14 protein-coding genes are annotated in these 13780 nt (G+C 63.7%); 3 read left to right on the top strand and 11 right to left on the bottom strand.

All coding sequences use genetic code 11. The annotated features are described in order from the left end of the window. From NKH83_RS00825 to NKH83_RS00810, 4 genes are all read right to left on the bottom strand, one after another. Positions 1-903 (bottom strand): branched-chain amino acid ABC transporter permease, encoded by a 903-nt coding sequence (locus tag NKH83_RS00825; protein ID WP_254816418.1) that lies wholly within the window; start codon positions 901-903, stop codon positions 1-3. A 334-nt stretch (positions 904-1237) separates the two neighbouring features. After that, the gene (locus tag NKH83_RS00820) at positions 1238-2239 is read right to left on the bottom strand and encodes a 4-hydroxyproline epimerase (protein ID WP_352801638.1); all 1002 of its coding nucleotides are present in this window, start codon (positions 2237-2239) and stop codon (positions 1238-1240) included. 28 nt (positions 2240-2267) lie between these two features. Beyond that, positions 2268-3518 carry an NAD(P)/FAD-dependent oxidoreductase gene (locus NKH83_RS00815; RefSeq protein WP_352801636.1) on the bottom strand — a complete coding sequence of 417 codons (1251 nt, stop codon included), beginning with the start codon at positions 3516-3518 and terminating at the stop codon, positions 2268-2270. Positions 3519-3566: 48 nt separating this feature from the next. Beyond that, entirely contained in the window at positions 3567-4460 is an 894-nt protein-coding gene (locus NKH83_RS00810; protein WP_352801634.1) for a dihydrodipicolinate synthase family protein, read from the bottom strand. Positions 4461-4626: 166 nt separating this feature from the next. Here NKH83_RS00810 and NKH83_RS00805 point away from each other — a divergent pair, with 166 nt between their 5' ends. Next, complete coding sequence (locus NKH83_RS00805; RefSeq protein ID WP_502895519.1) at positions 4627-5217, top strand: GntR family transcriptional regulator; 591 nt, start codon at positions 4627-4629, stop codon at positions 5215-5217. Positions 5218-5230: 13 nt separating this feature from the next. Here NKH83_RS00805 and NKH83_RS00800 read toward each other — a convergent pair whose 3' ends face one another. Together NKH83_RS00800 and NKH83_RS00795 are read right to left on the bottom strand one after the other, a co-directional pair. After that, positions 5231-5563, bottom strand: coding sequence for a hypothetical protein (locus NKH83_RS00800; RefSeq protein WP_352801632.1), 333 nt, complete (start codon positions 5561-5563; stop codon positions 5231-5233). A gap of 291 nt (positions 5564-5854) precedes the next feature. After that, positions 5855-6151 carry a hypothetical protein gene (locus NKH83_RS00795; protein ID WP_352801630.1) on the bottom strand — a complete coding sequence of 99 codons (297 nt, stop codon included), beginning with the start codon at positions 6149-6151 and terminating at the stop codon, positions 5855-5857. A gap of 137 nt (positions 6152-6288) precedes the next feature. Here NKH83_RS00795 and NKH83_RS00790 point away from each other — a divergent pair, with 137 nt between their 5' ends. Next, on the top strand, positions 6289-6477 hold the full coding sequence (locus NKH83_RS00790; protein WP_352801628.1) for a hypothetical protein: 189 nt from the start codon (positions 6289-6291) through the stop codon (positions 6475-6477). Positions 6478-6652: 175 nt separating this feature from the next. On the opposite strand, the gene NKH83_RS00785 is transcribed toward NKH83_RS00790, so the two are convergent. Continuing rightward, entirely contained in the window at positions 6653-8149 is a 1497-nt protein-coding gene (locus NKH83_RS00785) for a CoA-acylating methylmalonate-semialdehyde dehydrogenase (RefSeq protein WP_254816412.1), read from the bottom strand. A 211-nt stretch (positions 8150-8360) separates the two neighbouring features. On the opposite strand from NKH83_RS00785, the gene NKH83_RS00780 reads away from it, so the two are divergent. After that, positions 8361-9242 carry a LysR family transcriptional regulator gene (locus NKH83_RS00780; RefSeq protein WP_352801626.1) on the top strand — a complete coding sequence of 294 codons (882 nt, stop codon included), beginning with the start codon at positions 8361-8363 and terminating at the stop codon, positions 9240-9242. Between the two features lie 39 nt (positions 9243-9281). Here the strand turns inward: NKH83_RS00780 and NKH83_RS00775 are convergent, their stop codons facing one another. The 4 genes from NKH83_RS00775 to NKH83_RS00760 all read right to left on the bottom strand — a co-directional run bounded on the left by NKH83_RS00775 (position 9282) and on the right by NKH83_RS00760 (position 13595). Next, positions 9282-10538, bottom strand: coding sequence for a D-amino acid dehydrogenase (locus NKH83_RS00775; protein ID WP_502895507.1), 1257 nt, complete (start codon positions 10536-10538; stop codon positions 9282-9284). 138 nt (positions 10539-10676) lie between these two features. Further along, positions 10677-11846: an alanine racemase gene (alr, locus tag NKH83_RS00770; RefSeq protein WP_352801624.1), complete on the bottom strand. Its 1170-nt coding sequence runs from the start codon at positions 11844-11846 to the stop codon at positions 10677-10679. A gap of 29 nt (positions 11847-11875) precedes the next feature. Then, positions 11876-12397 (bottom strand): RNA pyrophosphohydrolase, encoded by a 522-nt coding sequence (locus tag NKH83_RS00765; protein ID WP_352801622.1) that lies wholly within the window; start codon positions 12395-12397, stop codon positions 11876-11878. 1 nt (position 12398) lies between these two features. Beyond that, a complete protein-coding gene (locus NKH83_RS00760) occupies positions 12399-13595 on the bottom strand; it encodes a divergent polysaccharide deacetylase family protein (protein ID WP_352801620.1) in 1197 nt (398 codons plus the stop codon). Positions 13596-13780 lie beyond the last annotated feature (185 nt).

Raw genomic sequence — 13780 nt, 5'->3', positions numbered from 1 at the left:
TCAGACCTTTTCGACTTCTGGCCGGCCGAGAATGCCGGAAGGCAGGAAGATCAGCACGATCGCCAGGATGGAGAAGGCGGCGACGTCCTTGTAGTCGATCGAGAAGTAAGCCGACCACATGCTTTCGATGAAGCCAATCATCAGGCCGCCGAGCACGGCGCCGGGCAGTGAGCCGATGCCGCCGAGCACCGCGGCAGTAAACGCCTTCACACCGGGCGTAAAACCGTCGGAAAACACCACCACGCCGTAATACATCAGGAACAACGTGCCGGCGACGGCGGCGAGGGCGGCGCCCATGATGAAGGTGATCGAGATGGTGCGATCGACGTCGACGCCGAGCAGTGCCGCCATCTTGCGATCCTGCTCGCAGGCGCGCTGCGCCCGGCCGAGCGAGGTCTTGTTGACCAGGTACCAGAACACCGCGAGCAGGACTATGGTGACCAGGACGATGATGATCTGCTTCAGCGAGACGCTGATGCCTTCGATGTTGTAGACCGTGGACACCATTGGCGGGACCGGCTTGTTGCGCGGCCCTTGCGTCACCTGGACGAAATTGGACAGCGCAATCGACATGCCGATCGCAGTGATCAGCGGCGCCAGCCGGAATGAACCACGCAAAGGCCGGTAGGCCACCTTCTCGATCGTCCAATTATACAGGCTGGTCAGCAGCATCGCGACGATCATCATGATCAGCAGCGCAACGACGATCGGCAGCGAATAGAACAACGCACCGAGGATAAGGAAAACGATGAGCGCGGTGAAAGCGCCGATCATGAAAATGTCGCCATGGGCGAAATTGATCATGCCGATGATGCCGTAGACCATCGTATAGCCGATCGCTATCAGCCCATAGATCGATCCCAGCGTCAGCCCGTTGATAAGCTGCTGGACAAAATACTGCATGCTGTCGTGGCTCCCCTGGAATGTCGCCCATGCAGACGCATTCCTTTTCGTATTTTCCCTAGTCGTAAAGTTTCGAGCCCGGATTGCAACGTGATTTTTCGATCATTACGCGTGTTTTCGCCGCACGTCGTCCGATTGCCCGTTTTGTTCCCGTCCGCCCCCTGGACCATCGCGGACCCTACCATTGGCCTAACGCAATGTCTTTGACGATTCAATCGCAGCATGCGCCCCATGTCGAAGAAATCGCCGTCAAAATAAGTTGATGAGCGAGATCGTTGCGCCGTCGAAGGCAATCCGTTTGCGCTCTCTTCCTTCCCTCGCGTAAGCGTTTTCTCTATTTGACGACGAAGCCGTGTGCAAACGGGTCGCGGTCGTCGATGAAGATCGTGTTCAATCCAGTCATCCGCGCCCACCCGCCGATCGACGGAATGATTGCCGGCTTGCCGGCGACGGTGACCTCTTTCTCCACCCTGCCCTTGAACAGCGACCCGATGATCGATTCATGGACGAAGTCGTTGCCGACCCCAAGCTTGCCCTTGGCGTGAAGCTGCGCCATCCGCGCCGAGGTGCCGGTGCCGCAGGGCGAGCGGTCGATTGCCTTGTCGCCGTAGAAGACGGCGTTGCGGGCATCGGCTTGCGGGTTGGTCGGCGCCCCGGTCCACAATATGTGCGACAGCTTGTCAATGCCGGGATTCTCCGGGTGGACGAAGGAATATTTCTCGTTGAGCCGCTGCCGCACCACCGGGCTCCAGGCGATCAGCTCGCCGGCCGAATGGTCGGCCATGTCGCAATAGTTCTTTTGCGGTTCGACGATGGCGTAGAAATTGCCGCCGTAGGCGACATCGACGCTGACCTCGCCGAGCCCGGGGCATTCGACCGTCAGTCCCTCGGCATAGAGGAAGGACGGCACATTGGTGATGCGCACCTCCTCGACATAATCGCCGACTTGGCTGTACTCGGCGACGACCACGCCCGCCGGCGTATCCAGCCTGAGCACGCCCGGCCTCTTCGGCTTGATCAATCCATTTTCGACGGCAAAGGTCACCGTGCCGATGGTGCCGTGGCCGCACATCGGCAGGCAGCCCGAGGTTTCGATGAACAGGATGGCGATGTCGCAATCCTCGCGCGTCGGCGGATAGAGGATCGAGCCGGACATCACGTCATGGCCGCGCGGCTCGAACATCAGGCCGGTGCGGATCCAGTCGTATTCGGCCAGGAAATGCGCTCGCCGCTCCATCATCGTCGAGCCGTTGAGCAGCGGTCCGCCGCCGGCGACCAGCCGCACCGGATTGCCGCAGGTGTGGCCGTCTATGCAGAAGAAGGAATGCTTGGCCATGCCGGCTCCCAACTGAATGTCTTCGATCTCAAAATCGTTGCGGGCTGAACGGACCGAGATCGAGCGATGGACTCTGCCCGAGAACGAGCTCGCGGATCAAGCGTCCGGTCGCCGCGGCCTGGGTCAGGCCGAGGTGACCATGGCCGAAACCGTACACCACCGACGGCGTTTTTTGCGACTGCCCGATCACCGGCAGCGAATCCGGCAGCGACGGCCGGAACCCCATCCATTCGCGCCCATTGGCCGGATCCAGTCCCGGCAGGAATTTCTGCGCCTTTTCGAGCAGCGCTTTCGAGCGCGCATAATTGGGCGGCCTTTCAAGCCCGCCAAGTTCGACCGCACCACCGACGCGCAGGCCCGTCTCGAGCGGCGTGATGACGAAGCCATGCCCGGAAAAGATCAATTGCCGCCTTACGTCGAAGGCAGTCTTCGGCAGCGTCGTGTTGTAGCCACGCTCGGTCTCCAGCGGGATTCCGTCGCCGAGATGTCTCGCCAACAGATGCGACCAGGCTCCGGCAGCGATGACGAGATGCTTCGCCCGTCGCCTCGTGCCGTCGGCCATGGTCAGGATCGCGCCGTCCTGTCCCGCCTCGACACGCTCGATCCGGGCCCTTTCGAACCCGGCGCCCAACCTCTCGGCATAGGCCCATAACGCCTTTCCAAGCCGCTTGGGGTCGGCGACGGTTTTCCACCCCGGCACGAACGTTCCCTTGACGAAGCGCGGCGACAGACCGGGCTGCAAGGCGGCGAGAGCGCTCCCCTCGACATGGCTGAAGCCGATGCCGAAGCGGTGCCTTGCCGCCCAGCCGGGCAGTGAGGCCTTGAACTCGGCTTCGCTTTCGTAGAGTTCGAGCGAGCCGTCCTCGTGCAGCATCGGCCGTGTGCCGGAACGGTCGAGCAAACCCATCCATTCCGCCTCGGCGAGCTTCATCATCCCGGCCTGTGCGGCAAGGCCGGCTTCATAGCGGTCGCTTCGGCCGGCGCGCCAGAAGCGGACCAGCCAGGGCAGCAGCTTCAGCAGATAGGCGGGTGGGATGCTGAGCGGGCCGAGCGGGTCGGCGAGCCATTTCGGCAGTTGCCTGATCATGCCCTTGTGGGCGAGCGGCAGCACGTCGGAGAAGGCAAAGGCGGCGGCATTGCCGGAACTGGTCTCCTCGCAGATCCCCGTCCGATCGAAGATCGTGACGTTTCGCCCCGCCTCGGCCAGAAATGCGGCAGCGCAAATGCCGATAATGCCGCCACCAATGATGGCGACATCGAGCGTAGCATTATCATTCATTGCCATGCGCCGCGCTGCACATCTGTAAATACCCTCGAAGGCACTGGATCAGAATGCCGGCAGTTGCGGCCGCTTGGCCAGCGCATCCCTGACGACCTTTTCGACTGCCTTGCGCCGCTCGCCCGACAATGGCTGGCGCGGCATGCGCACGCGGTCGTTGGTGTTGATCGCCAAAACTTCGGCGAGCTTGATGTTCTGCACCAGATAGGTCGAGACGTCGAGGTCGAGCAGCGGCCGGAACCAGCGGTAGATCTTCAACGCCTCCTCGCGGCGGCCCTGTCTCATCAACTGATAGATGGCGACGGTCTCGCGCGGGAACGCGGTGACCAAGCCCGCCACCCAGCCGATGGCGCCGACCGACAGCGCCTCAAAGGCGAGATTGTCGACGCCGGTGAACAGGTCGTAGCGGTCGCCGAGGCGGTTGATGATCTCGGTCGAGCGGCGGATGTCGTCCGAGGACTCTTTTATGGCGACGAAGCGCTGGTCCTTGGCCAACTCCTCCATCTGGTCGACGGTGACGTCGACGCGATAGGCAAGCCGGTTGGAGTAGATCATCACCGGCAGGTCGCCGGCCGCGGCGACGGCGCTGAGTGCCGCGACCGTCTCCTCGGCATTGGTATGGTAGATCGGGCTCGGCACCACCATCAAACCGTTGGCGCCTTCCTTGGCGGCGCGGCGTGCGATCGCCGCCGCCTCGCGTGTACCGGCCTCGTTGACCGTCAACAGCACCGGTTTTTTGCCGGCGATCTTCTGGGCGGTCTTCAGCACCGCGATCTTCTCGTCATGCGACAGCATCGGGCCTTCGCCGAGCGACCCGCAGACGATGATGCCGTCACAGCCGGCCTCCATCTGCAGCGCAAAGCAGCGCTCCATCTCGGCATGGTCGAGGCCGTCGTCCTCGGTGAATTTGGTCGTAACGGCGGGGAAGACTCCGGCCCACATATCGATCGCTCCATCTGATATATCAGTCGTATATTTCTTAAGAAGCCGACTGTCAACGTTGAATCTGATATGATATATCAACAATATATCAGGAGAAACCGCATTGGTATATGACAGCCCGGGCTCCGAGCCGGCAACTGCGAAGGCCTACCGCAGGCTCGAGCACATGATCGTAACTCTCGAGCTGGCGCCGGCGAGCTTCATCACCGAGGGGGCGCTGATCGACAGGCTCGGCCTCGGCCGCACCCCGGTTCGCGAAGCGATCCAGCGGCTGGCTTGGGAGGGGCTGCTCGAGGTCCGGCCGCGCGCCGGCATTGCCATTGCCCCGCTGCACCCCGGCGACTGGCTGCGTGTCCTCGACGCCCGCCGTGGCGTCGAGGTGGTGCTTGCCCGCTCGGCCGCTCGCTTCGTCACCCGCGAGGCCGCCGACCTGTTCCATGACGCTGCCCTTGCCATGCAAAAGGCGGTGATTTCGGAAAATGTGTTTTACTTCATCCAGGCCGACAAGGCGCTTGACGAGGCGCTGGCGCTGGCTGCCGACAACCCGTTCGCCGCGCGCCTGGCGGCGCCCTTGCAAACCCACAGCCGCCGTTTCTGGTTCCGCTACAAGGCCGATACCGGCTTGGCCGAATCCGCCGAGCATCATGTCGCGCTGATCCGCTCGATCCTAGCAGGCGACGAGGAGGCCGCGGCCAAGGACGCCAAGCGCCTGATGGCACTATTGCGCGGCCATGCCGAGGCAGCTGCCACACGCTGAGCCTGTCATTTCGTCATGCGCCCTGGCCGGGCAGGGCCATCACGTTTTCCCAATTGTCGCCGGCCGCGACGATGCAGCTTCTGCCGGCGACATCGGTGACGACGATACTCCAGGTTCCGGTCTCGGCGACAAAGACTTCCATGACCGCCTCATGACCGATCAGCCCCAAAGCAAACTGCCTTTCCTGGAACTTCTCGCTCAAATGGGCGACGAGCTCGCCATGTTCAACGCAGTATTGATATTGCGCGCTTGCGGTGTTCGTACCCACCGCCAATGCGCCCGCAAGAACCAGGGTTTTCACCCATCCCAACAGCGATTTGTGTGCCATAGGCACCTCCTTTGCCATCACGTTCCGGCAAAGGAGGGGTTTGACAGCCTCACTTTGCCGGAGCGATCCAGGCCGGTTCCGACGTCATCATCATCGCGTCGTTCCTTTCTGTGTTCCGGTCTGCCATCGGTGGGAACGATTCTAGATGTTCCCATTATGTTCTCGATATATGGTATCGGCAATGGAAAAGCGCAAGCAGGCGCCCAAGCGGGCGCCTGCAGATCCGTTTTACGGTTGTCGCCGAAAGAATGGGCCACTAGGCTGCGCGCCCATGCCGAGGCCGCTGCTACGCGCGAGCGTGGAACCTCATCAGGTGCCTGGCAGCGCCGCTGTCGTCATCGCGCTCTCCCAGCCTTCGCCGACTGAAATCACGCAGCTTTGGCCTTTTGTGTCGCTGGCGAGGATGGTCCATGTGCCCTTGTCGGAAACGAAGACTTCAAGCACCACATTCGGATTGACGACGCCGACCGCGCTCGGGTTTTCATGAAACTTCTCGCCGAGCGCCTTGACCATATCGGCGCGTGCCGCACATTGCTCGGCAGCCATTGCCGGGACGGCGGAAAGGGCCATCGCAGCGCAAGCTACAGTCGCCATAAGACGTGTCATCTGACACCTCCTTTGCGCCGGACGATATCCCCCGGAGCCGCCACCAGCGCCGTTGGTTAATCTGCCAGCGTCTGCTTCGCGGCAGGACTGCAACCTAAGAAGATTGCTGCCTTCTTGGTTCCATCACATTAGTGTTCATGCCGATGAAGACCGCGACAAAAAAGGCCCGGGTCGAGCCCAGGCCTTCTTTTGCTTTCCGCGATCTGGATCAGTTCATCGTCTGGATGATGAACTCGGCGCCATCCTTCACGCCGGCCGGCGCGCCCGAAGCCGAAGGCGAGGACGCGCAGACAGAAAACCGTCCGGCTAATTCATCGTCGGAATGAGGAATTCGGCGCCGTCCTTCACGCCGGCCCGCGCGCCCGAAGCCGAAGGCGAGGACGCGCAGACAGAAACCGTCCGGCTAATTCATCGTCGGAATGACGAACTCGGCGCCGTCCTTCACGCCGGCCCGCGCGCCCGAAGCCGAAGGCGAGGACGCGCAGACAGAAAACCGTCCGGCTAATTCATCGTCGGAATGACGAATTCGGCGCCATCCTTCACGCCGGACGGCCAGCGCGACGTCACCGTCTTGGTCTTGGTGTAGAAGCGGAACGCGTCCGGCCCGTGCTGGTTGAGGTCGCCGAAGGAGGACGCCTTCCAGCCGCCAAACGTATAGTAGGCGATCGGCACCGGGATCGGCACATTGATGCCGACCATGCCGACCTGGACTCGCGAGGCGAAGTCGCGCGCCGCGTCGCCGTCGCGGGTGAAGATGGCGACGCCATTGCCCATCTCGTGCTCGTTGGCGAGCTTGATCGCGTTCTCGTAGGTCGGTGCGCGCACCACCGACAGCACCGGCCCGAAGATTTCTTCCTTGTAGATGCGCATGTCGGCGGTCACATTGTCGAACAGGCAGCCGCCCATATAATAGCCGTTCTCGTAACCCTGCATGGAAAAGCCGCGTCCGTCGACGACCAGCTTGGCGCCTTCCTTGACGCCGGTGTCGACATAGGACTTGACCCGCTCCAGCGCCTGTGCCGTGACCAGCGGGCCGAAATCGGCGGAAGAATCGGTCGACGGACCGACCTTCAGGCTCTCGACCCGCGGCACCAGTCTTTCCATCAGCCGGTTGGCGGTGTCGTTGCCGACCGGAACGGCCACCGAGATCGCCATGCAGCGCTCGCCGGCCGAGCCGTAGCCGGCGCCGATCAGCGCGTCGACGGTCTGGTCCATGTCGGCATCCGGCATGATGATCATGTGATTCTTGGCACCGCCGAAGCACTGCACGCGCTTGCCGGCCGCGCAGCCGCGCGAGTAGATGTACTGGGCGATCGGCGTCGAGCCGACGAAACCGATGGCCTTGATGTCGGGATCGTCGAGGATGGCGTCGACCACTTCCTTGTCGCCATTGACGACATTGAGGATGCCCGCCGGCAGGCCGGCCTCGATGAACAGTTCGGCAATGCGCATCGGCACGCCCGGGTCGCGCTCGGACGGCTTGAGGATGAAGGCATTGCCGCAGGCGATGGCCGGCGCGATCTTCCACAGCGGGATCATCGCCGGAAAATTGAACGGCGTGATGCCGGCGACGACGCCGAGCGGCTGGCGCATCGAATAGACGTCGATGCCGGGGCCGGCGCCATCGGTGAACTCGCCCTTCATCATATGCGGCGCACCGATGCAGACCTCGACCACTTCGAGGCCGCGCTGGATGTCGCCCTTGGCGTCGGCGATGGTCTTGCCGTGTTCGCGCGCCAATATCTCGGCCAGCGCGTCATACTCCTTGGCGATCAGCTCGAGGAACCGCATCAGGACGCGCACGCGCCGCTGCGGGTTGGTCGCCGCCCAGCCGGGCTGTGCCGCCTTGGCGTTTTCGACCGCCGCGCGCAATTCCGCCTGCGAAGCCAGCGCCACCGTGCCGCGCACCGTGCCGTCCATCGGCTGCATGACGTCCTGCTTGCGGCCGCTGGTTCCGGCGACGCGCTTTCCGCCGATGAAATGACCGTATTCGATCATGGTCTCTCTCCCTGGTTCGTGATGAGGCATTGTCCGCCTTTGCGAGAGCAATGGCAACGCGAGCGAAAACGCAACCGTTGTGCAGAAAATAGATAGCAGTGGGTGTCTGTGCATCAAATCGCGCAAATGATAGAGATGTGTGGTGTACGCCATGGGATAGAGAAATTGAGTTTCTTCGCCGTCGAGCGCTGCCATCATCCGGACCATCCCGATGAACTGGGATGATGCCCGCATCTTCCTTGCCGTGGCGCGGGCCGGTCAGATCCTCGGCGCCGCCAGGCGGCTGGAACTTAATCACGCGACCGTCTCGCGCCGCATCGCCGCCCTCGAGGATGCGCTCAGGACAAAACTGTTTCGCCGGCTTACCACGGGCAGTGAGCTGACGCCGGCGGGCGAGCGCTTCCTCGAGATCGCCGAACGCATGGAGGGCGACATGATCGCCGCGCGCTCGACTGTTTCAGGCGAAGGCGACGACGTCTCGGGCACCGTGCGGATCGGCGCGCCGGACGGTTTTGGCGTCGCCTTCCTGGCCAGGCGCCTCGGCGCGCTGACCGCTCTGCACCGTGAACTCACCATCCAGTTGGTGCCGGTACCACGCTCCTTCTCTTTGTCACGGCGCGAGGCCGACATTGCCATCACCGTGGAGCGGCCGACGGAAGGCCGCCTGGTGGCGGGAAAGCTGGTCGACTACACGCTCGGCCTGTTCGCGTCGCGTGCCTACGCCGACACGCATGGCCTGCCCGGAACCGCCGCCGAGCTAGGGCAGCATACGCTGATCGGCTACGTGCCGGACCTGATCGTCAGTCCCTCGCTCGACTACGCGGCCGAATTCAGCGCCGACTGGCGCACCAGCTTCGCCATTTCCTCCGCGCTCGGCCAAGCCGAAGCGGTGCGTTCCGGCGCCGGCATCGGCATACTGCACACCTTCGTTGCCCGCTCGATGCCGGAGTTGGTGCACCTCGATATCGTCGCGCCCATCCGCCGCGCCTACTGGCTGGTCTATCATGAATCGGTCAGGCCGCTGCGCCGCGTCCAGGTCGTCTCGAGCTTCATCACCAAGGCCGTCGAACGGGACAGGGGTTTGTTCGCGTGAAGCCTATCGGCCGGCGGCTGTCTTAAGCTGCGGGGGGTCTTACTTGGCGTATTGTCCCGGCCCGAGATCGCCGACGTCGATGTCCGGCACCCGGCTGGAGATGATGTCGGCTAGAACCTTAGCCGAGCCGCAGGCCATGGTCCAACCGAGTGTGCCATGGCCGGTATTGAGATAGAGATTGGAGAAATCGGTGCGGCCGATCAGCGGCGGCCCGTCCGGTGTCATCGGCCGCAGCCCGCACCAGAAGGTCGCCGATCGCATGTCGCCGCTGCCCGGAAACAGGTCGCCGACCGAATGTTCGAGCGTGCGGCGCCGCGATTCGTGCAGCCGCAGATCGAAGCCGGAAATCTCCGCCGTGCCGCCGACCCGGATACGATCGCCGAGCCGGGTGATCGCTACTTTGTAGCTCTCGTCCATCACGGTCGAGACCGGTGCGGCGGCGGCGTCCTTGATCGGCAGGGTGATCGAATAGCCCTTGACCGGGTAGACCGGGATGGGCCGCTTCAGCATGCGCATGAACCGCGCCGAATAGCTGCCCATCGCCATCACATAGGCATCAGCGACCATCCAGCCCTTGCTGGTGCAGATGTTGGTGATGCGATCGCGCTTCTTGACGACGCGCCGTATCTCCGTGTCGTACTCGAAAGTGACGCCGCGTGCCGCGCAAAGCTCGGCAAGCCTGTCGGTAAACATCTTGCAGTCGCCGGTTTCGTCGCCGGGCAACCGCAGGCCACCGACGAATTTTTCGCGCACGCCAGCCAGCGCGGGTTCTGCCGCAATGCACCCGTCGGGATCGAGGACCTCGTAAGGGACGCCATAGGTCTTCAGCACCTCGACATCGCCGCCGACGCCGTCGAGCTGCTTTTGCGTTCGGAAAAGCTGCAGCGTGCCCTTGGCGCGTTCGTCATAGGCGATGCCGGTCGCCTCGCGCAGCGCCTTCAGCGTGTCGCGGCTGTACTCGGCCAGCGGCACCATGCGCGCCTTGTTCAGCGCGTAGCGTTCAGCCGTGCAATTGCGCAGCATCTTGACCAGCCATATCCACATATTCGGATCGAGGGCCGGTCGCACCACCAGTGGACCGTGCTTCATCAAAAGCCATTTGATGGCCTTCAGCGGAACGCCGGGCCCGGCCCAGGGCGAGGCATAGCCGGGCGAGATCTCGCCGGCATTGGCAAAGCTGGTTTCCAGCGCCGGGCCTTTCTGGCGATCGATCACCGTCACCTGATGGCCGGCCTCGGCAAGAAAATAGGCGGTCGTGACCCCGATCACGCCGCCGCCCAGCACGAAGATCTTCATCGTTTGGTTCTCCGCGGCGGCATCTCGTCGGGATTCGAGACCGGGATCATCGCCGCCTTCTGTCTGCCGGATTCTGTGGCGTCAGCCAAGTGCCGATGCTCAGGGAAAAGACATGCGTGAGGACAACAAGCTTGCGTCCTAGCGATTCACATAGCGCCGGTGGAAACGGTGGCCGAGGCTGGTCAAGACCTCATAGCCGATAGTGCCGGCCTGGCCGGCTACCTGGTCCACCGTCTGCGACGACGGCCCGATCAGTTCAACGAGGTCGCCGGCCTTCAGCTTGCCAGGCGGCAGTGCGGAAATGTCAAGGATGATCGTATCCATCGAAATCCGGCCGACGAAGGGCAGCCGCACATTTTCGAACCAGGCAGCGGAAGCGGCGCGACGATGCCAGCCATCGCCGTAGCCGAGCGAAATCGTCGCCGCGGCAAGCGGGGCCTTGGCATGGAAAGTGTGGCCGTAGCCGACACCGGCGCCGGCCTCCAGCACCCGCATCTGGATGACCTTGGCCTGCAATCGCACCACCGGCAGCATCGGATTGTCCTTCGCCGGCGTCGGATTGACGCCATAGAGAGCGGCACCCGGACGAACGAGGTCGTAATGATAGCGCTGCCCGAGAAAAATGCCTGATGAATTGGCAAGGGAAGCCGGCGCTTCCGGCAGCATTTGGCGCAGCCGTTCGAATTCCAGCCGCTGCCGCTCGTTGGCCGGTTGCTCGGGTTCGTCGGCGCACGCGAGATGGCTCATCACGAACGTCAGTTCGATACCGTCGAAGGCCTGCGGATCCCGCGCCACCGCTTTCACCTCCGCCGGCGTCATGCCGAGCCGCGACATGCCGCTGTCGACCTGGAGGGCGGCCGGCAACCTACGGCCTACCCGCCCGGCCATCTCGCGCCATGCCGCGAGTTGGCTGGCGCTGTTGAGTACGCTGCAAAGCCCTGCCGCAACCGCTTCCCTTTCCGCACCCGGCGGAATGCCGTTCAGCACATAAATGGCCGGGCCTGAGCCGAGCGCCTTGCGCAGCAAGATGCCGCCGGCCAAATGCGCAACAAAGAAGGTATTACAGCCCTCAGCCATCAGTGCCGCGGCTACCGGCGCCGCGCCAACCCCGTAACCGTCGGCCTTGACCACTCCAGCACAGCTGACGCCACCCAGCCGCGCCTTCAGCCGCCGGTAATTCTCACGCACGGCGCCGAGATCGATGGTCAGGATCGCCCCCGCCGCGGCTTCGCTGATCGGCTCGCTCGGGGCGCCAGCCTGCGGTAGAGAGACGCTCTGCGGAAGAGATCTGCTGGAGATGTCGTTCATGCCGACCTGTTTTAGCGGAAGGCTGGCGGCTACGCCACCAGGTGCCGGAACGCCGCCACCACGTCTTCGTAGACCTTGCGTTTGAACGGCACGATCAGGCCCGGCAATTCCAGCATCGGTCGCCACGCCCACCGGTCGAATTCGGCCTTGTGGCCACCCGGCGGCGGATTGATCGCGATCTCGCTTTCCTCGCCGTGGAAGCGGAAGGCAAACCATTTCTGCGTCTGGCCGCGATATCGTCCCTTGAAGGCGACGCCGACCAGATCGGCCGGCAGGTCGTATTTGATCCAGTGCGGCGCCTCGGCCAGCAGCGACACCGAGCGCATGCCGGTCTCTTCGTAGAGTTCGCGCTTGGCCGCGAGCAGCGGCTCCTCGCCATCGTCGATGCCCCCCTGCGGCATCTGCCAGAGCTGCGTCGTTCCGGCGAACTCGCTGTCCGGCTCGGCAATGCGATGGCCGAGCCAGACCAGGCCGTCGCCATTGAGGACCATCACCCCTACGCAGGGCCGGTAGGGTAGAATTTCGGGGTCAACGAGCTTGTTCTTTGCCATCTCAGCCTTTTTCCGGATCTACGGCCACCGCCGAAATCGGCACGATCTCGATGCCGCGCTTCTTGGCCTCGGTCACCCAGGAAGACACGGTATCCACCGTCAGGTCGAAGGCCGAGCCGATGCCGACGGCAAACCCTTTCGCCCGCGCCGTCGCTTCCAGCCCATCCAGTTTCTTCAATATGGCGCCGCGGTCCTGCACCGCGTCGATCGCCGTATCGCCGCCGACGAACGGCACGCCGTCCTTCAGCGCCAATTCGGGTGCCAGGCTGCGCGCTGAGGAACCGTCATCGACATAGGCGAGGCCACGCTTGCCAAGCTCGGCCATCAATGGCCCCATTGCCGTAGCGTCGGCCGAAAAGCGGGCGCCCATATAGTTCATGACGCCGGTGTAGTTGGTCGTTCGCGACAGCGCCCAGCGTAAATTCTTCAAATTCTCGTCCGGCGTCGCAGCCACGGTCAGCGTGTTGCGGCCAGGATTGACGTTCGGATAGTCGAACGGCTCGAGCGGCACCTGCATGATGACCTCATGGCCGCCCTGCCGCGCCACCTGCATCCAGCGGCCGATGCTGTTGCCTTGCGGCGCGAAGGCCAGCGTCACCTCCGCCGGCAGTTTGGCGATGGCTGCCTGCGTGCCGGTCTGCGACACGGCAAGACCGCCGATGACGAGCGCCACGCGTGCCCCGCGCGCGCCGGACCACGGCCGCGCATAGACATCGAACGGGCGCCGGCCGTCGGCGGCGCGGATTGGCAGCGGACCGGTCTCGCTGGCCTCGATCAGTGCCTTGTCGGGAATGTGCGCGATCCTGAGGTTCTGGCCGATCGTCGAAGGGTCGCGGATGACGATGGCCGCCTCGGGTGGACCGTCGCCCTCCTCGGTCTGGACATGGATGATCTGCGGACCGCCCGTCTTCGGCCCGCCTATGTTGGCCCCGCTTGCGTTGCTTGGCGCTATAGTTTCGGGCGTCGCCTTGGCGGGCGCCGCGGCGGTATCCGCCGCCGGCGTCTTCGGCGTCGAAACGGCTACTTCCTGCAGCTCCCGGAACGACTTGTCGCGCAAGGCGATCGCGCTGGAAACGCCGACCACCGACAGCGCGACAAGCGCGGCCGCGACCGCACCGGCGCTGATCCCGCTGCCCGAGCGCGACGGCCGGATCGCCTGTCCGAGAGGTCGTTCTATGTCCTTGCCGATATCAGCCAAGCCCGCACCCCCGGCGTGCATCCCCGAAGTAAACCTTCTCCGGAGGCGCAAAATTCAAAATGTCGGCGCGTCCCCTTGCTTCACTGGACGCGCAGCATGCCGGCAGCAGCCCCGAATCAAACTGCCGGAACCTCGCGGCCCCGGCAGCATCGCATCGCTTCGCTCAGGCAGCCAGACCTGTTTGG

It is taken from the genome of Mesorhizobium sp. M0909 (assembly GCF_040319515.1).
Classification (GTDB): domain Bacteria; phylum Pseudomonadota; class Alphaproteobacteria; order Rhizobiales; family Rhizobiaceae; genus Mesorhizobium.
This window is presented reverse-complemented; position numbering and strand designations above follow the sequence as displayed.